This is a genomic window from Spirosoma litoris, from assembly GCF_054776755.1.
On the sequence record NZ_BAAHBI010000075.1, the window covers coordinates 282852 to 308479 of the forward strand.

At 49.3% G+C, this 25628-nt stretch carries 13 protein-coding genes; 3 read left to right on the forward strand and 10 right to left on the reverse strand.

The annotated features are described in order from the left end of the window. The first annotated feature begins 125 nt into the window (after nt 1-125). Nucleotides 126-3554 carry a HEAT repeat domain-containing protein gene (locus ACYVGR_RS36435; protein ID WP_460965666.1) on the forward strand — a complete coding sequence of 1143 codons (3429 nt, stop codon included), beginning with the start codon at nt 126-128 and terminating at the stop codon, nt 3552-3554. A gap of 122 nt (nt 3555-3676) precedes the next feature. On the opposite strand, the gene ACYVGR_RS36440 is transcribed toward ACYVGR_RS36435, so the two are convergent. From ACYVGR_RS36440 to ACYVGR_RS36465, 6 genes are all read right to left on the reverse strand, one after another. Then, the gene (locus ACYVGR_RS36440; protein WP_460965668.1) at nt 3677-5950 is read right to left on the reverse strand and encodes an alpha-L-rhamnosidase-related protein; all 2274 of its coding nucleotides are present in this window, start codon (nt 5948-5950) and stop codon (nt 3677-3679) included. 198 nt (nt 5951-6148) lie between these two features. After that, complete coding sequence (locus ACYVGR_RS36445; RefSeq protein WP_460965670.1) at nt 6149-7411, reverse strand: DUF2264 domain-containing protein; 1263 nt, start codon at nt 7409-7411, stop codon at nt 6149-6151. A gap of 475 nt (nt 7412-7886) precedes the next feature. After that, nucleotides 7887-9068, reverse strand: coding sequence for a glycoside hydrolase family 88/105 protein (locus ACYVGR_RS36450; protein ID WP_460965672.1), 1182 nt, complete (start codon nt 9066-9068; stop codon nt 7887-7889). After that, entirely contained in the window at nt 9017-10027 is a 1011-nt protein-coding gene (locus ACYVGR_RS36455; protein WP_460965673.1) for a glycoside hydrolase family 43 protein, read from the reverse strand. Before ACYVGR_RS36455 ends, ACYVGR_RS36450 begins: the two co-directional genes overlap by 52 nt. Nucleotides 10028-10133: 106 nt before the next feature. After that, nucleotides 10134-11762 carry a RagB/SusD family nutrient uptake outer membrane protein gene (locus ACYVGR_RS36460; RefSeq protein WP_460965674.1) on the reverse strand — a complete coding sequence of 543 codons (1629 nt, stop codon included), beginning with the start codon at nt 11760-11762 and terminating at the stop codon, nt 10134-10136. Between the two features lie 68 nt (nt 11763-11830). Then, nucleotides 11831-14896 carry a SusC/RagA family TonB-linked outer membrane protein gene (locus ACYVGR_RS36465; RefSeq protein ID WP_460965676.1) on the reverse strand — a complete coding sequence of 1022 codons (3066 nt, stop codon included), beginning with the start codon at nt 14894-14896 and terminating at the stop codon, nt 11831-11833. 616 nt (nt 14897-15512) lie between these two features. Here ACYVGR_RS36465 and ACYVGR_RS36470 point away from each other — a divergent pair. Further along, nucleotides 15513-15848 (forward strand): hypothetical protein, encoded by a 336-nt coding sequence (locus ACYVGR_RS36470; protein WP_460965678.1) that lies wholly within the window; start codon nt 15513-15515, stop codon nt 15846-15848. A 141-nt stretch (nt 15849-15989) separates the two neighbouring features. Here ACYVGR_RS36470 and ACYVGR_RS36475 read toward each other — a convergent pair whose 3' ends face one another. The 4 genes from ACYVGR_RS36475 to ACYVGR_RS36490 form a co-directional block, all read right to left on the reverse strand. Beyond that, nucleotides 15990-16412: a T9SS type A sorting domain-containing protein gene (locus ACYVGR_RS36475; RefSeq protein WP_460965679.1), complete on the reverse strand. Its 423-nt coding sequence runs from the start codon at nt 16410-16412 to the stop codon at nt 15990-15992. Between the two features lie 73 nt (nt 16413-16485). After that, entirely contained in the window at nt 16486-16635 is a 150-nt protein-coding gene (locus ACYVGR_RS36480) for a hypothetical protein (RefSeq protein ID WP_460965681.1), read from the reverse strand. A 280-nt stretch (nt 16636-16915) separates the two neighbouring features. Continuing rightward, nucleotides 16916-17785 carry a 3-keto-disaccharide hydrolase gene (locus tag ACYVGR_RS36485; RefSeq protein ID WP_460965682.1) on the reverse strand — a complete coding sequence of 290 codons (870 nt, stop codon included), beginning with the start codon at nt 17783-17785 and terminating at the stop codon, nt 16916-16918. A gap of 371 nt (nt 17786-18156) precedes the next feature. Further along, nucleotides 18157-20823, reverse strand: coding sequence for a PQQ-dependent sugar dehydrogenase (locus ACYVGR_RS36490; RefSeq protein WP_460965684.1), 2667 nt, complete (start codon nt 20821-20823; stop codon nt 18157-18159). A 529-nt stretch (nt 20824-21352) separates the two neighbouring features. On the opposite strand from ACYVGR_RS36490, the gene ACYVGR_RS36495 reads away from it, so the two are divergent. Next, nucleotides 21353-25603: a two-component regulator propeller domain-containing protein gene (locus tag ACYVGR_RS36495; RefSeq protein WP_460965686.1), complete on the forward strand. Its 4251-nt coding sequence runs from the start codon at nt 21353-21355 to the stop codon at nt 25601-25603. Nucleotides 25604-25628: the final 25 nt, after the last annotated feature.

A 25628-nucleotide genomic window follows, 5' to 3' on the forward strand; every position in this document is an offset into this window, starting at 1 on the left:
ACAACTAAAGTCAGTAACCATTCAGTAACGTAAGGCCAAAAATGTCTTTAAGACACATAATCGCTTCACACAACGCTGGTCAATAGTTGGTAGCTGGAGATAAGATGTGTTAACTAAAGCTTAGAATGAAAAAAGGGAACATGAGTTTAGTGAAAAACAAGAAAGTTATCTGGCTCTGCGCGCTGGCTCCGATGCTTTTTTTAGTGGGCTACCAGAAGGAGAAAGACCCGATCGATCGCCGGATTAAGCGCATGGCTCCCGAAAAAGCAGCCCAGCTAGCCAAAACCATCGAAGCTACCGTAACGCCCGAATTAGCCGAGGGGCTTACCCTTCGTTTGTGGGGTGTCGATTCACTGGTTGCCGATCCCATTGCCATTGATATTGATGATAACGGCAAGCTGTATTACACACGAACTAATCGGCAGAAAAACTCGGAATTTGATATCCGAAGCCATCAGGATTGGGAGATTGAATCGAACCGCCTGCAAAGTATTGAAGATAAACGAGCCTTCCTGCACCGGGTTCTGTCGCCCGAAAACAGCAAGAAAAACGAATGGCTCAAAGACCTGAACGGCGATGGCTCGCACGATTGGCGGGACATGACGGTCGAGAAGGAAAACGTGTACCGAATTGAAGATACCAACGGCGATGGTGTTGCTGATTTATCGCAACTGGTGGTCGATGATTTCCATGACGAAGTTACCGACGTGGCCGGGGGTGTTATGACCAATGGCGATGATTTGTACGTAGCCGTTGCCCCCGATCTGTGGCGCATGCAGGATAAAGACGGCGATGGTATTGCCGAAACAAAAACGTCTATTTCGCATGGCTACGGTATTCACGTAGGCTTTGGCGGTCACGGCATGTCGGGGATTGAAATGGGGCCCGATGGCAAAATTTATTGGCAGATTGGCGACATTGGTTTCAACGGAAAAGGCCCCGATGGCAAAAAATGGGAGCATCCGAACAGTGGCGTCGTGGTGCGCTCCAACCCCGACGGCAGCGATTTCGAAGTCTTTGCCTACGGAGTTCGGAACACCCACGAGTTTGTGTTTGACGAATACGGCAACCTGATCAGCGAAGACAACGACGGCGACCATCCGGGCGAGAAAGAGCGTCTGGTGTACATCGTCAACGGGTCAGATACGGGCTGGCGCAGCAACTGGCAGTACGGCAAATACCGCGACCCAAACAATAACACGTATAAAGTCTGGATGGACGAACAGATGTTCAAACCGCGTTTCGAAGGGCAGGCTGCGTACATCACACCCACGATTGCCAACTTCGTGAGTGGTCCGGCTGGCATGCGTTATAATCCAGGCACGGCGTTAAGTCCGGCTTACAAAAACATGTTTTTCCTCGCCGAATTCGTTGGAAACCCCGCCCGTTCGGGTATTCATGCCTTTAAGCTAAAACCAAAGGGAGCCACCTTTGAACTCGGCGAACAGAAGAAAGTCCTGGGCAATGTGCTTGCTACTGGCATTGATTTCGGGCCAGATGGCGCCTTGTATGTGGCCGACTGGATCAACGGTTGGGACACCAAAGACTATGGTCGCATCTGGAAACTGGATGATAAAGCGGGGGCAAATTCGGCAGACCGCCAGCGCACGAAAGCCTTACTGGCCGAAAAATTTGCGGCCCGTTCTGAAGCCGATTTAGGCGAATTGCTTAAGAATCCAGACATGCGGGTTCGGCAGAAAGCCCAGTTCGAACTGGTTAAACGGGGTGCTAAAGGCGCGACGGTTTTAGCGGCATCCACCAAGCAAACCGATAACCAACTGGCGCGGGTACACGGCATCTGGGGCATTAGCCAACTAACGCGTCAGGATAAGCAATATGGTCAGTTGTTGATGCCCTTGCTCCAGGACAGCGACCCAGAAATTCGGGCGCAGGCGGCCAAATGGCTGGGCGATGTTCGGTACAAAGAAGCGGGCGCAGCCTTGATTCCGTTGTTGAAAGATTCATACAGCCGCGCCCGATTCTTCGCGGCCGAAGCGTTGGGACGCATAGAGTACGAGCCTGCCATTCAGCCTATTATCCAACTTCTCGAAGCCAACAACGACGAAGACACCTACATTCGTCATGCGGGTAGCTTGGCGCTGGCTCGTATTGGTAAATCGGCTCCCGTTGTGGCTTTAGCCAGCCATCCATCAAAGGCCGTTCGGATTGCCGCTGTGGTTGCCCTTCGTCGTATGAGCAATCCGGGTATTGCCGCTTTCCTGGCTGATAAAGACGAGTTTGTGGTTACCGAAGCCGCTCGTGGCATCAACGATGACCTGTCGATTCCCGATGCTTTACCCGCCCTAGGAAAGGTATTGCCCAGCACACGGTTTACCAACGAAGCCTTAATTCGGCGGGCCATCAACGCCAATTTGCGCGTAGGCACACCGGAAGCCATGCAGGCACTGATTGATTACGCACAGAAAGAAGGGAATCCGATAGCCATGCGCGGTGAAGCGCTGGAAGCACTCAGTACCTGGGCGAAACCATCGGTACTGGACCGGGTCGATGGGCGTTACCGGGGTGTGATCGAACGTGACCCAGCAGTGCTAAAAACGAAAACGGCTGATCTGTACATCAAGCTATTAACCCATTCGGATTTAGCTTTGCGATTGAGTGCCATCAAAGCTATAGCAAAACTCAACCTAACCGAAGCGTCTGAACCTTTGTTCAGCCGGTTGGCGAGCGATAAAGAAGCAACCGTACGCATTGCCGCCTTGCGGGCATTGGCTTCCATGAACGATAAAGAAGTCAGTAAGGCCATTGAAACCGCTCTGGCCGACAACGAAAAAAGCGTTCGGGTAGCCGGGCTGGATTTACTGGCGAAATCGAGCATGCCGAAAGATCGGATGGTAAGCCTGTTATCGGATGTAATCAACACCCGCACGACGGAGGAAAAACAAGCCGCGCTGCTCACGCTGGGCAAACTTCCGATTGCTAATTCGCAGAAGACCTTCGATCAATTACTGGCCAAAATGACCGCTGGCACCATGCCTACCGAACTTCAGCTGGAACTGGAAGAAGCCATCGAAAGCAGCCATTCTCCTCAACTGTCAGCTAAATACAAAGCGATCACCTCAAAACTATCGCCCGATGCACTGGCGGTTACCTACAAGGGAAGCTTATTAGGTGGAGAGCCCGATCTGGGTCGACGGATTTTCTTCCGTCACCAAACGGCTCAGTGCATCCGCTGCCATGCCTACGACGATCTTGGAGGCAATGCCGGTCCTCGTTTGAATGGCGTCGCTAGCCGACTCACCCGTGAACAGTTGTTGGAAGCGTTAATTAACCCAAGCGCCCGTTTAGCGCCGGGCTTTGGCACAGTTAACCTGAAGCTGAAAAATGGCAAAACCGTTAGCGGTATTTTGCAGGGCGAAACCAGTACCGAAATCAAGGTAAAAGTGGGCGATCAGCCCGATGTAGCAATCCGAAAAGATCAGGTTGCCAAGCGAACAACTGCTCCATCGAGCATGCCCGAAATGAAGTATTTGTTGACCAAACGAGAAATTCGGGATGTAGTTAGCTTCCTGTCGACGTTGAAGGATGACAAGTAAAGTATCTGATATTGTGTAATGTGTTTTTTGTCATCCCGACAAAGGAGGGATCTTCGGTAAGTAATTAGTTGCCGAAGATCCCTCCTTTGTCGGGATGACAAAAAAGATCAACATCGAATTCGTCAACGTACCTCCCACTCATGCGCACCTGCGCCAACGCCAGTAATCTTCCAGAAGCTACCTTCGGCAACGGCTTTTACAACCGCCCCGTTTTGCCATACCTGGCTTTTCGCTTTCTTACGGGGCAAATAAATCACGCCGGTACTATTGGCTGGTAAGGTAGCACGCAATTGAAACCGCTCGGGCGTGTTGTCGAATGCGACCGAAATTGGTCCGCGCAAGGTAGCCAGTTGTAACGATGCCTGCCGTAAGGTATCGGGCTGGGGTTTGATCTGAACCGTTTCAAAAGCGGGTGTCAAGGCCTCGACGCCCATTAATTTCCGCACAATGATGTTGGCCGGAGCCGCTCCCCAGGCATGATTCCAGTCCTGATTGGGTTTGTATTTCGTGTCCCAGGCTTCGGTGGTCATTGTCGAGCCAGTGCGGATCATGTTGTACCAGCTACGCTCATCGGTCGAGGTCATCAGCTTCAGGGCATAGGCACTTTCGTTGGCGTTATAGAGCGCATCCAGCAAAAACTGCGACCCGTATACGCTACAAGCCATTCCACGAGATCGGATATGCGCCAGCACGTTTGCCTGGTGCTTTTCGGGAACCAGTCCAAACGCCAGTGCCATCATGTTGGCGTGAAGCGACGCGTGGTCTGTGCTATCACCATCCCGAACCAGCCCCGTTTTGGGGTTAATAAAGGTGGTCTGAAACGCTTTCTTAACCTGATTGGAACGGCTGGTGTAAAAAGCGGCATCGTCCGCCTTTCCTAAACGATTCGCCAATTGTGCCATAAACAGCAGTCCCTGGTAGTGAAAGGCATTCACGACCGAATTGTAATTCCGAAAAACGAAACCGTCCGTTTCCCCAACTTCTTTTTTGCCCAATCCTAAAACGCCCTGTTGCGGCCAATCGACAATATCCTGAATCGTAGGTCGGCCATCGAACGTGTCGTAGTGAATCGACTTTTTGAATTCGGCCGTTTGAAGTCCCGTTCGGGTGCTGATCAGTCCATCCGGGCGAGCCAGCGGGAGCAGAAGTTTGGCTTTCAGCTCGGGATAAAGGGCCTCTACTGTGCGCGGATCGCCGGAGTTCAGATAATCATACCAGGCAATCAGCACGTTTTGCAAGGACCATTCGGTAGGCCAGGTCGCGTGAAAAACCAGGTAATTCAACGACCGTTTGGCAATGGTATACTCCGAATCGGTAGCGTAGTGAGACAGTTGATTAATCAAAGCATCGGCCTCGTACGGAATCCGCTCCCGATCTCCATCCACATAATAGCCGCTGAAGGTCGTGGCTTTAATCGTGTGTTTGCAGATTTCCCAAACGCGGTTCAGCGTCGTATCGGAACTGGTAAATGTCGTAGCCGCGTCATCAAACGGATAGGTAACCATCTGACGAACAAGCTGCTCAACGCGGGCGCTATTAGCAGGCAATTCAACTTCTACATAGCGAAAGGGCAACACTTCGCCAATGTAATCCGGCATCAGGATGGCTTTTGGTCCCGTGTTCCGTTTGTCGGGTTTGAACTGAATGGTGTATCGATGCGAGCCTCGTTGCAACACAACTGGTATCCGACGGTACCGAAGTACACCCATTGGTTTGGTATTCACGTGCCCATCGGGCGTAACGGCTTCGCCGACGTGCAGCACAAGCGTATCCTGTTCGGCGGGGCTGGTTACGGTCAGATAAATCTGTCCGAAAGCATCTTTCCCGAAGTAATAAACCGTGCGTTTTGCGGCAAGCGTCTTTTGTGAAACGGGCGCTTCTTCGGTTTTCACAACAGGGTAATAAGGCGTTTCATAGTCCGCTAATTGGGGAGCCGTACGGAACGCTTTTGCCTGCGAAAAATCACTCTCGCTGTTCTGTTCATTCCAGACTTTTACCTTCCAGAAATAAATTCGATTGGCCTCCAGTCGATGATCAGCAGGTAGTAGATTACCCACACTTTGGGTGCTCATACGTTTACCCGAATCCCATACATCGCCCACATTGCTCTGGCTATTTTTGCGGGAGGAGCTTATAATCAGGCGATAGGCCGTCTGGCGGCTGTTCGCATCGGTTGTGGGCAACACCCAGCTAAACGAAGGTCGGGCACTACGAATCAGCGCTAGTTGACCAGCAAACCGGGACGAGTCGGCGGCATCGAGGGTTAGATTCGTTAAAAAGCCATTGCTCCACACCTGATCAGTATGGAGCAATAAATCGGTGCGTAGTGAGGTGGGGACTTGCGCGGAAGCAGTTAGGCTAACCGAAAGAAGTAGCCAAAAGAAACAATGTCGCATGAAGAGTCTTGTTAGAAAATGGAGCCGTATTTCATTCTGGATTCTTTCAAAGCCATGATCACAGTAGTTTTTTTGTCATCTCGACGTAAGGAGAGATCTCAAAATTGCCGCCTTGAGATCTCTCCTTACGTCGAGATGACAAAAAAATAGTTTAAGTAACAATCAACAGCTTCATCTAACATACCACGCCATTATTGGTTATCGTAAATCCACACTATGATCGTGCGGAAAATCTTCGCCACTCCATATTTTCTGCGCGCTCCATTTTTCGGGTGCACCGGCCCAGAACGGATCAGAATCGGGCAAACCGAGCGGCAGGAAAATATTGGTGGCAATGTACAGGCTACCCTGATTGTTGTAAAAGTCGGCCAGATCGGGTTGCGAACCATACAGGCCGATGGTCAGCCAGCCATTCTGATAGGTAGAAGGACTTTCGAGCGTTTTTTTAATCACAGCCGTCAGCGCGCAACGCACCTGAGCGGGTTTCAACTGCTCGGGTAACGCTTTCCGCCACGCCATATCGGCCAGATGCTGAAACACCGCGCCCCGGTACACAATCGAGCGGCCCGTAGCTGGGTAAGTACCATCGGTATTAATCAGTCGTTCCTGAATGATGGCATACCGTTCGTTGCGCTTCTTGATTTTGGCAATCATGCCGTTGTACGCGTTCGTTTTTTTGCCAATAATTTCTGTGATAGCGGCCAGATACGGATGCATCACGTAACTGTTGTAGTAATCATAGGCATAGGAAACCCCATCCGAGTACATGCCATCGCCAACATACCATTGCTCCAATTGTTGAAGGGCATAATCGACCCGCATCGGGTCCCATTCGTAGCCGTATTTACAGAAAAAGGCTTCGGTCATGGCCGAGAATAGCAGCCAGTTCGAAAATACGGGTTTAAACTGGCGGGTAGTTTTCAAGGCTTTAACCAGTCGTTGCTGATCAGTTTTGTTCAGGTTTTCCCACAGCCAGGGGGCTCGTACAAACGCATACGCGATGTACGACGCATCGACCAGTTGCTGGCCACCAATGTTGAAATACATGTAATCTTTGGCCGTTGAATCGAGCGCGTTCGACAGCCCTTTCAGCACCCATTTCCGGTACTGATTCCGCAAAGTCACTTCCTCTGCACTTCCACCTTCGCCCTGCAACCAGGGAGCAATGCCACTCAGCACACGACCCAGTACTTCAACGTACTGTACCTGTATGCGGTGGTCTTTGTTATCAATTCGTTTGGAGACCACCTTCGGCATTACAATACGCAGACTGTCCTGAGCCAAACTATAGATAACGGGTCTGACCATCTTATCCATCTCGGCCAACCAAAACTGACGATCGCTAACCGTCGGGGCATTTTTTACCGATTTGGCCGTTGGTTTTTTCTGGGCATATAAAGCGCTGTAGGTCGCAAGGGCGATCAGACAGGCAATAAAAAAGCGAGTGTTGAACTTCTTCATTCTTGAATGTTCTTTACTATAACACAGAGTTATGTAATCACGCAGAGTTAAATCTAAATCTGTTTTGTATGACCCCTTCGGGGTCAGATGTTTATAGCATCAATAATCTTTCTATAAACATTTGACCCCAACGGGGTCACACATCTTGCATCCTCGGTCTGTATCCTTACAATACGAGGATGCAGGTCGAGATTGGCTTGGCCCCTTAGGGCCTTCACAGCGTATCGTTGGTAGTATAATTTAGTTCCCAAAGAGGTCAATGTGCCGTTAGGTACATAACCGTTGTGTACCTAACGGCACACGTAACTATGCAAGAGGCTTTTTCTACCGACGCTACGCTGTGAAGGCCCTAACGGGCCAAAACTTGATTAGCTACATTTAATCCCCTTGGTCCTGAGTATATAGGCCAAGATAGCAATTCAATAAAATCCTGTTTTATCGGCAGTTCGGCTGTAAATCCTGTCAAAATGAATCTCTATTTTTTGCTTAAAAACCGATGCATCTCGCAACCGGCTAGTAGAAAAGCGCCGACACCGAAGTTGGTGGTTGAGTTGGCATCGACTACCTGACCGGGAATGGCTTTTTCGCCAATGGGTTGCACATAGCCAATCTTGCCGTCGGGTTGCAGGGCTACCGTCGAGAGGTAGTTCCAGCCTTTTAGGGCGGTTGGCAGGTACGTTTTTTCGTTGAGATAGCCGTTGTTGATGCCCCACAGGAAGCCGTACGTAAAGAAGGCCGTTCCGCTGGTTTCGGGACCGGGTGCGTGGTCTTTGTCCAGAATGCTCCGGGTCCAGTAGCCTTCGGGTTGTTGCGCTTTGCGGATAGCTTCGGCTAACCCTTTGTATTTCGCGATGTATTCATTTCGGTGCGGATCGTTCTTTGGCAGGTCTTTCAGAACTTTGGCTAATGCTGCAAACACCCAGCCATCGCCCCTCGCCCAGAAATCCTTCTTGCCGTTTACGCTCTTATGCTTCGGATACACATACTTCGCATCGCGGTAGTACAGCTTTTCGTCGGCGTCGTACATGATGCTGTTGGCATACGTGAAATACTCGTACAGCTTCTTCAGATAGTGTTTATCGCCCGTCACTTTGTAAAGCTTCGTCATCACGGGCATCACCATGTACAGACCATCGGCCCACCACCAATAGTCGTTATTGGGTGTACTCATTTCGTAGGTCATTACCTCCTTGGCGCGGGCAATTTTCTGTGATTCGGGCTTGAGATTATACAAGTCGATGTACGTCTGGAAGCAGATTTGCCAATCACCGAACAGCACGTAGTCGTCGGTTTCGCCATAGGAATATTTCCATGTCGATTTATCGTCCGACTTCGCTCCCATCCACTTATTCTGCTCCGACCAGGCTTCCGAATACTGTCGGTACGCTTCATTTTTGGTCATGAAATAAGCTTCCATATTGCCGGTATGGTAGGCCGCATTGTCCCAGAACGCCCGTCCGTGGGTTGGGTGTGTCGATTGCCAGTGGTCGTTTGCCAGTTGAATAGCCTTCAGAACGTCGGGGGCCAATGGCTTTTGCTGGGCCCTGATGCTAACGCTAATCAACAGTAGCAACGCCAGTATATACGTATGTTTCGTCATGCAAATCAGTTTGCTTTTGCCGATTTCCAAATGGACAAATCCCATTCGTTTGTCCATTCGATTACGGGCTGGCTATTCTCAAATTTGATGGGCAGCCACAGGTACCGACTGTCTTTCAAATCGTTCGGATTCCATCTGTCAGCCATAAAAATGAACGCGTCTTTCTTGCCCTGAACTGGCTGAATGTAGGTCGATTGCCCATCGAATGTCTTGTCGGCCAGGGGACCTTTCATCGGATCGCCAACGAGTTTCCAGGGACCAAACAAGTCCGTAGCGGTATGCAAGCTGGCCTGATTCGGGGCCCAGCCCGTGCAGCCGCTCGTGATCAGATAATACTGGTTATCTTTCTTGAAAATGGCCGGTGCTTCCCGGTGATTACTGAATAACAGCGTGTCCTGCGTGGTCGCCGAGAGGTAGTCATCGCTCAGTTTCACAATCCGCAAATCGTAATTTTCGCGGGCCGAATAGATGTGGTAGGCCGAGCCATCTTCATCGACAAATAGGGTCATATCGCGCGACATATGCCCATTCGGCCGGAAGCTTTTCACGTACTGGTACGGCCCTGTCACGTTATCGCTGATAGCAACCCCAGCCCTAGCGGCTTTATAGCCCTGCCCCGGCAATTCGAGGTGAAACCACATCACGTATTTCTTCGTCGTCGGGTTATAAACGACTTTGGGTCGCTCGATCAGTCCACCTACGGCAATCTCACTCTGCGGATCGGTTGATTTGGGCAGGACTAACCCCTCGTTTTTCCAGTTGTAAAGATCTTTCGACGAGTAAGCCGTAACGCCTTCGGAGGCCGATTGGCCCCGCTTTTCGCCGAACCAATAGTACGTTTTGTTGGTGTATAGCAACCCGCCACCATGCGCGTTGATCAGTTCGCCTTTGTCATCGTACCAGCGTTCGCCGGGTTTAAAGTCGGTTTGTTTTTGTGGAAGTGTAGGTTGAGCTTGACAAAGAAAAGTGGAAGCCGTTAAACTGAGCAGGAGAAAAGCGGAGGCAAGGATTCGCATTGAGTAAGAAGTTAAAGTAGTGCGGACATCCTGTCCGCTTAGCTAATAGTCGCAGTGATAAACTAACAACTGATGGCTAAGCGGACAGGATGTCCGCGCTACTCAATTAATAACCAGGATTTTGCGCCAGAACAGCGTCTTTGTTCAACTGAATTTCTGTCAGCGGAATTGGCAGTAGCAAATGCGTGGTAGTCAAGCCGCGCAACGGGTTAACAGCGCTATTCGAGTTAAGCCGCGTGGCCCGATCGACCAGCGTTTTGGTCCGCATCAGGGTCATTCGGCGGTTTTCTTCGCCAATCAGTTCACGAACGCGCTCGTCCAGAATGAAGTCCAGATTGATGTCGGCCGAGGTCACTTTACCTACGTTCGGATAACCAGCGAAAGACCGCTCACGTAGAACGTTGATACTGGTTGCCGCAGCATCCAGCTTACCCTGTTTGAACTGAGCTTCGGCCAGCAACAGGTAGGTTTCGCCCAGACGCATCAGGATAAAATCCTTAATCATAGCGTATCCGAAGGTATCGTTCGGATCGAACTGGTACCATTTGGTGGTATGCGGAGCAATGTTATACAACGTATCGGTACCGGTATAGGGAACCAGTTTGCCGTAGGTAGCAGGCTTGGTCGCGTCGTTGTACACGTACCGGCGACGGATATTATACTGCGAATTGCGGATGTCGCCCGTTTGATATAAGCTATACAGCACCCAGTTGCTGAGCCGTAAGCGCCCCAACGCCCGGCCACCCGTTGAATCTGACAGAGCCATGCCGGCTACGTTGTGGTAAGCCGCGCCCCACACGCGACGTTGTTGCGGGTTATCGGTAATACCGCCCACAACGGTCGTTGGGTTTTCCTGTTCCAGTACCCAGATGGCTTCGGTATTGCCCTGTACCCGACGTTGGTTACCGTAAATAAACATGTCGTGGTAATAGTCGCCAGCCTCAGTTGCCTTAAGTCCATAGCGTTTTTTGATCAGGCTGAACCGGCCACTACTGATAATTGCCTGGAGTTGTGCTTCGGCTAGATCGGGTTTATCCATCCGCAGATAGGCTTCGGCGAGCAGCTGCATAGCCATAAATTTATTGGCCCGTCCGTAAAGCTTCCCTTTCGAGTTAGATTTAACGCTTTCGATATCCGGTAAATTGGTTACGGCAAACGTCAGATCGTCCACAATCAGTTTGTTCACCTCATCGAGCGTAGCTCGAACGAAGTCCGTTTTAGGGCCTGTGAGTGCCTGCGTCAGAATGGGTACCCCCCCGAAACAGGTAGCCAGGTTATTGTAGGCATACGCCCGGAAAAACTTAGCTTCGGCACTAATTTTTGCCTTACCTCCGGTGCTGATAGCGGTCAATGTAGGCGCTTCGGCTCCGTTGATAATGGTGTTCGCCAGGTTGATCATTATGAAATTCCGGTTCCAGGTACGCGCGGCAGCATTGTCCGTAGACGTCAACTGTGCGTAGTTGTAATACGGAATCTCAACGCCCTGCTGGTTAGCGGTCGCATTGGCTACGTCGGTTCCAACCTGCCATACGCTTGGCCAGCCCTGCTGATCGGACCAGGAGAAAATGGTGCTGGTATGGTTGTAAAGGCCCACCAGCGACGCTTCGAAACCCAGCGAGTCGTTCAGCGTAACGGGGGTGTAAGACGAGTACGGTTTTTCTGTCAGGAAATCATCCTTACAGGCCGACGCCAGTACCAGCATCGACAGGGCAACTATCTTGATATATGGTTTCATGAGACTATAAAAGCGAAAGAGTGAAAGGCCAGGCGAAAGAGCGAAAAACGCCTTTCGCCAATGCTCGATTAACGCAGGCTGATGTTCAGGCCAAGCACAAACGAGCGGGTCAATGGGTAGTTGTTCGTCCAGCTCGTGTTTGGATCGCTGGAGTTGCCCTGCGTTCCGCGCGACTGTTGTACCGCTTCGGGGTCCCAGCCGATCCAGTTGGTAAAGGTGTACAGGTTCCGACCGCTCACATAGGCTGTCAGATTACCCAGGTGCAGTTTATCAAGGGCTTTTTGCGGGAATACATAGCTCAGCGTTACGTCTTTGATACGAGTGAAGCTGGCATCCGATGCGTAGCCATAACCTCGTGGGTTTTTAAACGCCAGCGATGGGCGGGTCTGACTCATGTTGTCGGCAGTCCAGTAGCCCACGTCAATTGGCGTGTTCCGTTTGCCTGTTTCATCCGCGTAGGTCAGGTCGGCATTATTACGCGTAACACCCTGTACCGTCTGGACAAATACGTTCAGGTTGAAGTTTTTGTAGTGGAATGTGTTCGTTAAACCACCCGTCCATTTCGGAGCCGTTTGACCCAGAATCATGCGGTCGCCATCAGCCGTAATCTTTTTATCCCCGTTCAGATCGGCAAATTTTAGATCACCAGCGACAGCACCGGGGTCCTGCGATGAAGCATCTTCGCCCTTCTGCCAAACACCAATCATTTTGTAGTCATACACGACGCTAATGGGTTGCCCAATAAACCAGCGGTTACCCAAATCGTCTTTCTTGTCGCCGTAGAGGTCAACAATGCGGTTGCGGTTCGAGGCAAATACGACGGTAGTTTCCCACTTGAGAGCACCCTGCGTTACGTTGCGGGTATTCAGGGTCAGTTCTATACCTGTGTTAGAGGTCTTACCCAGGTTGTCATACACGCTCGAATAGCCCGTGATAATAGGCAAGCTACGCAGCAGCAACAGTCCGTCGGTGGTGTTTTTATAAACATCAATGCTACCGTTGATGCGGTTATTGAGAAAACCGAAGTCTAAACCCAGGTTACGGCTAACGGTGCTTTCCCATTGCAGGTTGGCGTTTCCTAAGTTACCCGGCTGTGCGCCGATGGTGCTCACGCCATTGAAGGGCGACCGAACGGTATTGTCGGTCGTGATGGTCCGGTAAACGCTGATCGCTTCGTTACCCGATTTACCATACGAGAAGCGCAGTTTCAAATTGCTCACGGCCCGAATATCTTTCATAAACGATTCGTTGCTGATGTTCCAGCCAATAGCGCCTGAAGGGAACAAACCGTACTTGGTCGTGTTCGCTCCGAATACCGACGAACCATCACGACGGGCTGTCAGGGTGAATAAGTAGCGACTGTCGTAGGTATAGTTGATCCGGCCCATCTGTGAGTTCAGACCATACCGATCAGCATACGAGCTACTGGACTGCGTGGCCCCAGCGCCTAAGTTATTGTAAGACAGCTCATCGTTAACAAAACCAACTGCCGTAGCCGTGGTGGTATTGTACTTCCTTTGTTGTGCGCTGTACAGACCCGTGAAATCAAGATGGCTTTTACCGAAGTCTCTGGTGTAGGTCAGGATGTTTTCGATGGTATAGCTACTGGTTTCGGTGTTGTATTTCTGCGCCGTTCCCAGCAGATCATTCGCAGCCCGACCAACGTACGAGGCTGTGTTGGATGGCAAATACGAATAGCCTACGTTCAACCGATATTTTAGCCCCGTTAATACGCCCGGCAGTTTCAATTCTGCATACCCATTGCCGTTGAAGTTTGAATTACGGTCGAGTCGCTGGGTTTTCAGGCCGATCATCGGGTTAGTATAGAGCTGCTCCGGGAACATGGAATAGATCATATAACTGCCATCAGCATTGTACTCCTGACCATATGGACTCATCGCCGTAGCGTTCAGCAGGTTAGCCCGACCACCATCGCGATTGTTGTTGGTCAGGAATAGCGACGTTCCCACTGTCAGGTAATCGGTCAGGTTAATGTCCAGGTTCGACCGGAAGCTAACCCGTTTGTACTGGTAGCCTTTGATCGCTCCTTTCTGATCCAGAAATTCGCCCGAAATGAAGTAGCGCACATTGGAGGTTCCACCCGAAATACTTAGGTTATGATCCTGCAACACACCCGTTTGGGTCGCTTCTTTAAGCCAGTCGGTGGTAATACCCGCGTTATAATTCGTTAACTCCGTATAGTTCGGAACAGGGCTGGTTAGGGTTTGCCCCGTTTGAGCCATGTAATCAGCATACTTCTGAAGATACTCGGCGCCGTTACGCGGCTTCAGCACGTGCGCAAAATTTTCAATACCGGCATAGGTGCTGTACCGGATGGTCGGCTTACCCGTGGTTCCCCGCTTGGTGGTTACCAGAATAACGCCATTGGCCCCGTTGGTTCCGTAGATGGCCACAGCCGACGCGTCTTTCAGGATTTCGATGGATTCGATGTCATTTGGGTTGATGTCGCTGAGCGAACCACCTGCCTTGCTCAACGGAATACCATCAACGACAACATAAGGACCCGAGTTGGCATTGATCGAGTTCTGACCCCGGATCGTTGTTGACGGAGCGGCACCCGGAACCGACGACGACTGCGAAATATTCACCCCCGCTACCGATCCCTGAATGGCCTGCAACACGTTGGTAACGGGCAGTTGCGACAAGCGCGATTTGGGAACCGAAGCAACAGCGCCCGTAATATCTGAACGTTTCTGCGTACCGTAACCTACCACCACCACTTCATTGAGCGACTTTGCATCGCCAACGAGTTGTACGTTCACTACAGTCTGGTTACCGACGGGCACTTCCTGCGGTGTATAGCCAATAAATGAGAAGACAAGTACGGGATTGGCGGTACCATCGGGAATACGTACGGTGTAGTTTCCCTGCGCGTCGGTATTAGCCCCAATCGAACCACCTTTCAGGGAGACGGTAGCGCCCGGTAAAGCATCTCCTTTTTCGTCGGTCACTTTCCCCGTAACCGTAATAACTGCTACCTCTGACGAATGCACACTGGCATCCATCAATCGGGCCGAGGCAAAAATGGGGCTGCTATTACTGACAATCTGCTGGGCGAATACACCCCTCACAGGAAGCATCGCACCACAAACAAGTAGCCATTTAATATTCATAAAGCGGATTTTTAGGTTTCTTCAGTTATTGGAGATTTACTTGACGATGCACAGACAACAGGCAAATAAACTATTTGAATAGTGCAAAATTAGAGCCGCTCACGCGAACAGAAAGGGGGGTATTTCGCCAAAAAGAGGGGGATATTTCAGCAATCGAAACTTAATTATCAGTACGTTACAGATTGTATCAGTCAGACTAACGTAGGAGTCTACAAAGAGAGAAGTGCAATTTCTCTGGAATGCAAAAATGACTCTCTCCAAGGCAGGATACTGGATTTATTTAAGCCTTGCCAATAAGAGGCAGTATACGTGATTGGCGTAACAAAGCAGTGTGTCGACAGATCGTGTATCGGTTGAAATAGCTGTGTATATACAGCAGGTATCTTCACAAATCGAGGACGCGGTGAAAGTTGCCGAAGACAGGAAAATAGCTTTAACGAAGATCAGATAGCAACAAAACAATCTAACAATATTATTTCAGATGAGTTAATAAGTAGTCAGGTTTGAAACTTTTCAGTTTATAAAGTATAGCCTAGTAATGATAATTGCAGCGGGAAGTGGCTCAATAGAGTAGATAAAAGAGCCGATTTCTTGCCGAACTTAATCGGAAAACGCTATGAAAACGAACATGAAAATTTTGGCATTAGCGGGCTTATTAGCAACCGCGTTCTGTACAATCGATTCAGATAGTGCCACTGCACAATCACCCCGAAGAGTCATTGTCATTCCTAATACCCCACCTATGCATCAAGCACCAATAGAGCAGGTATGGGTTCCGGGTCATTATGTTCAACGAGGACGGGATCGTATCTGGATCGATGGCCACTATCAAACAGCAGCCCCTCAGTACGCCACCTACTCAAAACCAGCCCGGTATAAAACCTGGAACCCTGGTTATTGGCGGCCAACCCCGCGTGGGCGGGTCTGGGTAGAAGGATACTGGAGTTATTAGATATGCGTAAAAGGCCCTGAGTTAGCGCTCAGGGCCTTTTTTTAATAGCTATTTGCAATATATTCTGGCGTTCTCATACAGCTCCGATATAGACGGCACTGTGAATGCCAGAGCAGAATGCCTGTTGAATGGATTTATTGATTACAGGTTATTCACAGCAACTTTAGTCTCTTTGGTGAATGTTAGCGATCGTTTGGTCACTTGTTCCTGAACAATAGGTGTTTGCACGGTAAACGTTTTTTCAACGGTTTCGGTACCGGTAGTCACGCGAATGGTGTATGTACCATCGGCAACTTCGTTTAAATCGAAGAGTTGATTGACTCGTTGCTCCTTCTTAGAAAGAGTACTCATGTATAAAGCCTGATTGTCTTGATTAACCAATTCAATACGGGCAGCATTAGTGGTTGCTAGCTTTACCAGAACAAACCACAGTTTTAAGGGAGCTTTGGCAGGATAAACAGCCATTTCAAGTGTTCCGGGAACTACCTGTGCGCTTGATGAAAACAGACTATTTACTGAAAAGAAAAGAACGAGAAGACTTTTTTGAAGTATGTTGAAAGACATCGTAATCGATTATTTGTTGACGAGGCAAAAGTAGCGGGAGCCTTCTTTACGCTCATTATCAATCAAATAATCATTATGTAAAGCCTATAACAACATTGATAGAAATAATTTCAATAACAATGAGACTACCTAACCAAATAAAATTTGGCTCATCAAAATTGTATTTTGTTTTTTGACGTGACAGGCGAATTGTTGGCTCGTGTACGCGATTTTCGTCTTCCATGAATTCTACCAAATTGGATAGAACACTATATTATGGAATTGTAAAGCAAGACATTTGCATACTAGCTCTGTGTATGTTTTTTTGTCATCTCGACGTCAGGAGAGATCCGCTCCGGTAGCCCGGTCAAGCTTGACTAATTAGAACATTGAGATCTCTCCTGACGTCGAGATGACAAAAAATAGGCTTCAGGGACTTAAGTAGACCTCATTAAAAATAACAAACTCAGCTATTTTCGAGCTACAATTTAACCTTCAGCGTGCGGACAGGATGTCCGCGTTACTTATTCCCGAGTCTGCAACTGCTTCAAAATGGCAGCTAATTGTTTGGGTCTGTTCATATAAGGCGACAGATCGAACAAGGCAACTTTGCGAAATTCAACAGGGTGACTTTCACTTTGCAGGGAGATGTAGCCTTTATTGAGCAGTTGACCGTCTTTCTTAACAGCTGGATCATAGTGAATAACGTTGCCCCCTCCTATCTGTGGCTTTGAATACGTCAGCACGGTATCGCCTTCAACGATGTGTTTTATCAGAGAATCACCCAGAACCAGCGCTTCGGCATGCACCCACTGATCGCCGGGGTACGTTTTTGAGTTCGAATCAATGCAGTGGGGTGTAAACAGCTTACCATCCAGCACAACGTTGGTACCGGGCGTACACAGATTGGCGGTGTGCCGTTCGTGCTGGCCATCGCCCCCGAGCAGTTGCATTTCCATCGAAATCGGGAAATCCTGTTTCAGGCCCATCGTTTCGGGCGCTTGTCCGTGCAACATAGCCCCACTGTTACGAATTGCCCAGCCGGGACCACCTTTCACCTGATCGCCTACGAATCGATACTCCATTACCAGCAGATAAGCCGAAAAAGGTTTATTGTAAAAGATGTGGCCGTATTGCTCATCAAATTCCTTGTACTGATCGTATCGGACAACCATCTTACCATCCTCGACTCGGAAAGTATTTCCGTAGTTATCGTTGAGCGGGTGTCCTGTTATCTTCACCGACCAATCCTTTAGGTCTTTGCCGTTGAAGAGTTGAATCCAGTTATCGGATTTTGATTTGGCTTTTTTCGATTTGGACTGACCCGGTCTGGACTGACCAATGCAGAGGCCGGTGATTAGCAGAAAGCTAAGGAGTAAGGAGATATTTCGCATAATGAGCGTGAAGTTAAAGCGCATTTTTGGAAGCCAAATGGTGATTTAAAGAAAAGAGACGAGACAAAGTCTCGTCCTTTCTAAACCAATCCTAATCTAAAATAAAGGTCTTTAATTAACGTGAATTATGGAGAATTTACGAATAGAATTACGCTAGTTTTTTGTCATCCCGACATCAGGAGGGATCTTCGGCAACTAGTTATTTACCGAAGATCCCTCCTGGCGTCGGGATGACAAAAAATAATATTATAAATAATTGACAATCAGTTTATTACTTCAAAACCTATCCATTATTCATGTTAATTACTTTTTCGTAGTGTCAGGTGCTTTCACCTGACACTACGAAGTCAACTAATTTTACAAGCCTATTTTCATTTCCCGGTCGTTGCGGAACCAAACAACACCCAATCCAGACTGAAAAGATCTTTGTTTGGCGTTTCGGGCTTAACAAACACGAAATACAGATCATGCTGACCGCCAGGATCTTTAATGGGCGTACTTACGGTCATGTATTTGTCCCAATTGCCCGTTGCGGTGTAGGCCAATGTACTGATTACCTGTCCCGTCGGCGAATCGGTATGCACCTCAACTGTCGCGTTTTTGTCTTTGGATGAGTACAGATACGTAAGCTGGCTAATCCCTTTCAGATCGATATTTTTCAGCACGAAGTACGATTGGTTGTGAATGCTGCCCAGCCGTTTGCCTTGCCGGCTAACCACGTGCAGTTCGTCGGCTTCGCTCCCTAAAATTTTTGTTGGCCGTAGCACAAGCACGTCGGTTTTGGTTAACGCTAACTGCGTTTTAGGTTTTCCGGGCGGAGGTGCCAGTGAGCCTTTGTCTGTATACGAAGCAGTCAGCACATAACGGCCTAGTTGTTCTTTGCCAACGTGCTGATTCAGCGTCAGGCTACCCTGTTGTGGCAGTCGATTTTCCGAGGGTTCGTTGCCCAGCGACAGAATGTATTTCACCATTTCGGTGGCTTCCTCACGGGCCAGTTGTGGGTGCGCACTCATGGCATGCTCTCCCCAGACGCCCCCACCGCCAATGATAATCTTGTTCGCCAGTTTGGCCGTAGCCGTTTTATCGTCGCGGTATCGTTTGGCAACTTCCGTAAACGCGGGCCCTACCGACTTAGCCGCCAATTGGTGACAGGCTTTACAATCGGACCCAGCAATCAGGTTTTTCCCTAAACTAAACGAAGCCGTTAACTGCTGGTGGCCCATTTGTGGCTCAGGGTTTACTTTCGGAATATAATTAAGCACCACTTTCACCCGCTTTGGGTCGATCAGTTTATCCTCTTTATCGCTCACCTTCACTGCATAGGCCAATGGCGTTTGTGTTGCGGGAAAGAACGTGCGGTTCTGAGCTGTCTGAATTTCTACCTGTGGCGTTGTGTTACCCACTTTAATCGTCAGGGTATCCGTACTGGATTTACCCTGCTGATCGCTAACGGTTAATACGGCTTTGTAAATGCCATTTTTACGGAAGGTGTAGGTTGGATTTGCTTCGGTCGATGCCACCGTTTTACCCTCAAACCGCCAGGCATACGTCAATTGGTCGCCTTTGTCGAAATCATGACTTTTATCGCCCGTGAAAGCAACCGTTAGTGGAGCCAGACCAATGGTATCTTTGGCGACGATCTGCGCTACGGGCGCGCGGTTGCCACCATTGAAATCGACTTTCACCAGACGGGCATCTTCATTGTCAATGCCATAGACCGAACCGTATTCCAGCATATAGACACTACCATCGGGCCCGATTTCCATATCGACCGGCCGACGAAAATCCCCCGTCTTGGGCATAAAGGGTTCCATTGATACGAAATTCTGCTGGTCATCCAACCGAACGGCGTACACCCAGTTCCGCATCCAGTCGTACATAAACAGGGCTTTGTCGTAGTAAGCGGGCAGTTTTGTGCTCGATTTCAGGGATGGGTCATAATGATACACCGGGCCACCCATGGCACAACGTCCGCCCACGCCTAGTTCAGGAAACTCATCGGACTTGTTGTACGGATACCAAACCATCGCTTTCTGAGCGGGTGGCAGATTTTTTATCCCCGTATTGTTGGGCGAATTATTGACGGGAGCCTTTGTATCGAAAAGAGGACCAACAGCTTTCGTCGCAAAATCATACTGATAATACGGCTTATTATCGCCCACGAAGTAAGGCCAGCCGTAGTTACCCGCTTTTTTGGCCTGATTAAACTCGTCGTAACCCCGCGGTCCCTGCTGGCTATCGGTTCCCGCATCAGGACCAATTTCGCCCCAATACACAATGGACGTCGCCGGATCGACCGAAATGCGGTACGGGTTCCGACAACCCATCACGTAGATTTCAGGACGGGTTCCTTCCATACCTTTCGGGAATAAATTTCCTTCGGGAATGGTATAGGAACCATCTTTTTCAACATGAATCCGCAGGATTTTACCCCGCAAGTCATTCGGATTTCCCGCCGAGCGCTGGGCGTCAAACGTTAAGCGGCCAGCGCGTTCATCAATCGGTGCGTGTCCGTTCGATTCAAAGGGCACGGTATTATCGCCCGTCGATATAAACAGATTGCCGTGTGTATCCCAAGCCATCGAGCCGCCCGTATGCGCACTAACTTCGAGGTCTATGGGGAATTCGATGATTGGTTTTTCACTGGCAACATCCAGCGTATTATTGTCATTCATGATAAAGCGGGCAATACGCTGTTTGGTCTGCTCCTTATCCTGAACGGTGTAGAAAAAATAGAGGTAATGATTCTGGCTGAAATGCGGATCAATGGTCATTCCCAATAAGCCGTTGAGGTACTTATCGACCGCTTTCGCCGGAAAATCGTACAGCAAGCGTGTTTTTTTCGAAACGGGATCGTAGAGGTAAAACTTACCCGCCCGCTCCACAAAGAATACCCGGCCATCGGGCGCAACGGCCAATTCCATCGGCTCGTTCAGGTCGTTCGACAGAACCGTTTTCGTAAATCGATTTTCCTCCGGGCGACTTAAGGTATCGGCCTGTACGTGAACTTTCGTGGCAGGCAGTTGTGGAGTGTTCATCCACGTATTGGGCAAGGCAGTTAGCCCAAGTAGCATTCCAAGCGATAAGCTGTAGTTAATAAACGGTAAAAACATGGACTATAAACGATACGATCGATACGAATTTGCGCACATAGGTTGCCACCTTTCCAGCAAAACTGGCGTTAACTAATAATGGATGCTGGGTTCTATGATTTTGTTGATTCTAGCAGTTTTATTGATTTTCCAGAATCCATTGCACACAAAACCCTGATTCACATCTTACTAAAATCAACAGAGTGAAGCTGTTTAGGATTTTAGTTGGAGAGCATTTTTGTCATCCCGACAAAGGACCGGGCCGCCGGAGCGGGGATCTTCTGTAGCCGGGAGTTTTTCGGCCGCACCCGAAGATCCCTCCTGGCGTCGGGATGACAAAAATCACTCAACTCTTATCCCTTTTTCAAAATCCTAAACAGGTTCGTTATCAGATTATAAATCGTACAAAAGTAACCCGCCGAAAACTGCCAATGGGGTTAGTTTTCGTCAAAAGTAGGGGGTAAATTAGTCCTTAATGAAGAAGTGGTTTTTAATCTGTAGTTATTGCTTTTTAAGCGCTGTTCTGGTGCCCTTGGCTGGTATTGCTCAGCGTGAATCAGATCAGTTTCGATTTGAACATATTACCGTTAATGAGGGTCTTTCGCACAGCGATGCCATGTGCGTTACGCAGGACAAAGCGGGGTTTATCTGGGTAGGTACGAATAAAGGCATTGACCGCTACGACGGGTACGGCTTAAAGCAATACGATTTGCCCCTCAACGATGAAGATGGTATAGCGAGTAATCGAATCCGAGCATTACACATTGACCAGAATGGCCGACTCTGGGTTGGCGTCGAACGGGCGGGGTTGTTCTGGTACGACGCCAGCAGGGATCGATTCGTCAGTGTTCGGGAATTGCCGGGGACCACCGACTTTGCCCTGTTTATTCAACAACTGTCACACACGAATGTCCACGCTGTTACCACCGATGGACAAAATCGACTCTGGGTGGCTACGCAGCACTTTGGCGCATTTATGATACAACTAGATGCCAAAGGAAAACTCGTTGGAATCAAACAGGTAGGACTAACAAACCACCCAACTCAGGAACCGAACATTAATAAACTGGCTGTTGATCATCAGGGCACAATCTGGATTGGCACGCTGGGGAACGGACTTTGGTGTTTTGACAGCAACAAAAATCTAGCACAGGCAACCACGTTACAGGCCACCAAAGTAACGTCGCCCGATGCCATCAACATCCGATCGCTGCATCTGGACCGACGGGGTGATTTATGGATTGGCACCGATGACCAGATTTTCTGGATAAGTAAGCAGAAATTAAATCAGGTACCGAATCTGGCTGCCCAACCGTTACAACGAGCCTTTGCCGATATCGAAAGTCTCTATTTGGATTCATCGGATCGACTCTGGATCAGCACGAATTATGGATTGTTGCTCATGAATGCCGGTCCCGTAACAGGCTCAACACCTCCGGTCAATGAACAAAGTGTCCACACTTTTCTGCCGCTAGATACCGATCCATTCAGTATAAATTCCGTACGAGTGCACGATATTCTGGAAGATCGATTTCACAATCTCTGGCTGGCTACCTCAGCCGGAGGACTAAATCAACTGAAACTCCGCGCAAAGCCATTTGGCCTGATTCGACGGCAGATGGTTGGGCAAACGACCCCGGCAAACAACTACATCAACACCATTTGCAAAGACGAAGCAGGCAATCGGCTCTGGATGGGCACACGAAACGGCTTTGCCAGCTATGATCTGCGCACGAAAACCTATCAGAATTACCTGAACCGCTCTCTATCTGGCGATCTGAACGGCATTGATGTGTCCACAATTTTTCAGGCGACGAACGGTACACTCTGGATCGGCACCCGCTATTACGGACTTTATACGTTAAATGGGCAAACCGGCTCTACCTTAAAGCAATTACCCCATAACCCGGATGAGGTTGATTGGGGCGGTATTAGTATAGAAAGTATTACCGAAGATCAGTTTGGGTCGATTTGGGTGGCTACGTTCAACGGGGGTATTCATCAGTTTAATCGGCAGGGTCAACACCTGAAAACGTACAAACAACCGATCTTACCAACCCATCAGTTCACGGCGCTCTTTTACGATAAACCTCAGCAGATTTTATGGGCGAGCACACGGGATGCAGGAGTCCTGAAGTTACAGGTATCGCCCGATGGTCTGCGCCTGCTCAAGCAATTCAAACATGAACCCAATAACCCTAACAGTCTGAATACCAATTACGCCTGGCCACTACTGAAAGATCGGCAAGACAACTTATGGATTGGTACCATTGGCGGTGGTTTGCACCGATTGTCTACCCAAAACGGTCAGGAAACGATTGAACGATACAGCAAATGGGTGCCCGAAACCGACATAGAAAGTCTGCTGACCGATGAATTGGGTAATCTCTGGATTGGCGGGGCGGGTTTGTATCAATTCAACCCATCGACCAAACGGTTGTTTCATTATGATGTATCGGACGGTTTGCAAAGCAACTCCTTTAAAGTGGGGGCTGCTTACCGGGCGTCGGACGGAACGCTCTATTTTGGTGGCACAAACGGCATTACCTATTTCCAGCCCCGTACGCTGTTGCCCAACCCCTACCCGCCCCTGGTGCAGATTACCGAATTGCGCATTCTAAATCAGCCTGTGGGAATCGGCGATACACTCAACGGCAGGGTTTTATTGAATAAACCCTTTTACGAGCCTCAATCTATACGCCTGAAAGCGTCGGAAAATGATTTCTCGATTGAATTTGTCGGGCTGAATTACGCGAATCCTCAAAAACAACAGTATGCCTATCAATTGGAGGGATATCAATCAGGCTGGATGCAAGCGGCTCCTGGCCAGCGGATAGTTAGTTTTGCCAATCTCTCGGCTGGCGATTATACATTTCTGGTCAAAGCCAGCAACGATGATGGCGTTTGGTCGAAGGAGCCAGCCGTCCTGCATTTCACCATCCTGCCGCCCTGGTGGAAAACCTGGTGGGCCTACCTGATCTACGCGGCCATTTTGGGCGGAGCTTTGATACTCTATCGGCGCATTGAACTGGCACAGCAGACCTTGAAAAATAAGCTGGCGCTCGAACAGTTTAAAGTCGAAAAGGAAAAGGAAGTAACCGACACCAAACTTCGGTTTTTCACTAATGTCTCGCATGAGCTTCGTACACCCCTCACGTTGATTCTGGGGCCGATGGAAGAACTGGCTTCGGCAGGCACTGGGCTCCACAATGTGAAAGACAAAATTATGCTGATGCACCAGCAGACGCGCAAATTGCTGGATTTGGTGAATCAGTTAATGGATTTCCGAAAGGTCGAATCAGGTCATATAGCGCTACGAGCCAGCCAGGGGAATATTATAGCTTTTTTGACTGAAATTTTCCTGATTTTCAAACTGAAGGCAGAAGAGTTGCGGCTGGACTACGCGATGGAAGCACCTACGGAAGCCATTCCACTGTATTTTGATCGGAGTAAACTGGAAATCATCTTAACCAATCTGTTATCTAACTCCTTCAAATTTACGCCGGAGGGCGGCAAAATCAGATTACTGGTTTCGGTCGTTGGTTCACCCGACTCGCCCGCTGTTTTTCAGCAAGATACACTCCAGAACAACTACCTTCAATTGATTGTACGGGACTGGGGTGTTGGCATGAATCCCGACGTATTGGAAAAAATCTTTGACCCCTATTATCAGGCATCGCATACCGAAACTATGCGGATGACAGGCACCGGCATTGGGCTTTCGCTGGTGAAGCAGTTTATGGAAGTTCATTCGGGAGAGGTGTCGGTACAGAGTGCGCAGGGTGTTGGAACAACGTTCACACTACGATTACCATTTGGGAAAGAGCATCTTTCGCCCGAATCCATTCGAGAGGAGCCCGCTCAAACGGAAGTTTTACCAAACCTACTATCCGAACCGATTGAGGCCGAAATAGCTGACGAACGGGATGTATCGACCTCGCCTGTTCGATCGACGCGCATTCTGTTGGTAGAAGACAATGACGAACTTCGGCAGTATTTACAACAACTCTTTGCCCCAACGTTCGATGTATTTATGGCGTCGGATGGCATAGAAGGCTGGGAGAAAACCCTTGAATTATTGCCCGATCTGGTGGTTAGCGATGTGATGATGCCACGCAGTAATGGTCTGGAACTCTGTAGGAAAATCAAGCAGCATCCAAAAACGATGCAAATTCCGGTGGTGTTGCTGACCGCCCGAGCGGCTGCGGTGCACGAACTGGAAGGCCTGGAAACGGGTGCCGACGAGTACATGGCCAAACCATTCAATCCCAAGATTTTATACACCAAAATAGCGGTGATACTCCAAAGTCGATTCCGACTGAAGGAGTATTATCAGCGCCAGATTTTGTTAGAGCCAACCGACATTGTTATTCCCGATGAAGAAAAACGACTTCTGGAAAAGGCGATGATCATTGTCGAAGCCCACCTGTCCGACCCCGACTTTACCGTTCCCGTTTTAGTACGCGAAATGGGCATGAGCCAATCCGCTTTTTACCGACAAATCAAAGCCATTACGGGGCAATCGGTGGTTGAATTTATTCGAGATGTCCGGATGAAACGAGCGGCTCAGCTGCTTACAACGACCTCGCTTCGCGTTTCCGAAATTGCCAATCAGGTTGGCTTTGAAGACTTGAAACATTTCCGAAAAACATTCCAGAGTTTGTACACCCTATCGCCATCCGATTACGCGAAGCAGTATCGGGATGCAGTTAAAGTGGAGGGGTAACCGGGGCGCATCTGGCGCGGGTATT

Bases quoted from the DNA above. Each gene is read 5' to 3' on its own strand.
- ACYVGR_RS36475 (WP_460965679.1), bottom strand. From the start codon at position 16,412: ATGTCTTTCAACATACTTCAAAAAAGTCTTCTCGTTCTTTTCTTTTCA.
- ACYVGR_RS36460 (WP_460965674.1), bottom strand. From the start codon at position 11,762: ATGAAACCATATATCAAGATAGTTGCCCTGTCGATGCTGGTACTGGCG.
- ACYVGR_RS36440 (WP_460965668.1), bottom strand. From the start codon at position 5,950: ATGCGACATTGTTTCTTTTGGCTACTTCTTTCGGTTAGCCTAACTGCT.
- ACYVGR_RS36495 (WP_460965686.1), top strand. From the start codon at position 21,353: ATGAAGAAGTGGTTTTTAATCTGTAGTTATTGCTTTTTAAGCGCTGTT.
- ACYVGR_RS36470 (WP_460965678.1), top strand. From the start codon at position 15,513: ATGAAAACGAACATGAAAATTTTGGCATTAGCGGGCTTATTAGCAACC.
- ACYVGR_RS36490 (WP_460965684.1), bottom strand. From the start codon at position 20,823: ATGAACACTCCACAACTGCCTGCCACGAAAGTTCACGTACAGGCCGAT.
- ACYVGR_RS36445 (WP_460965670.1), bottom strand. From the start codon at position 7,411: ATGAAGAAGTTCAACACTCGCTTTTTTATTGCCTGTCTGATCGCCCTT.
- ACYVGR_RS36450 (WP_460965672.1), bottom strand. From the start codon at position 9,068: ATGGACAAACGAATGGGATTTGTCCATTTGGAAATCGGCAAAAGCAAA.
- ACYVGR_RS36435 (WP_460965666.1), top strand. From the start codon at position 126: ATGAAAAAAGGGAACATGAGTTTAGTGAAAAACAAGAAAGTTATCTGG.
- ACYVGR_RS36485 (WP_460965682.1), bottom strand. From the start codon at position 17,785: ATGCGAAATATCTCCTTACTCCTTAGCTTTCTGCTAATCACCGGCCTC.
- ACYVGR_RS36480 (WP_460965681.1), bottom strand. From the start codon at position 16,635: ATGGAAGACGAAAATCGCGTACACGAGCCAACAATTCGCCTGTCACGT.
- ACYVGR_RS36465 (WP_460965676.1), bottom strand. From the start codon at position 14,896: ATGAATATTAAATGGCTACTTGTTTGTGGTGCGATGCTTCCTGTGAGG.
- ACYVGR_RS36455 (WP_460965673.1), bottom strand. From the start codon at position 10,027: ATGCGAATCCTTGCCTCCGCTTTTCTCCTGCTCAGTTTAACGGCTTCC.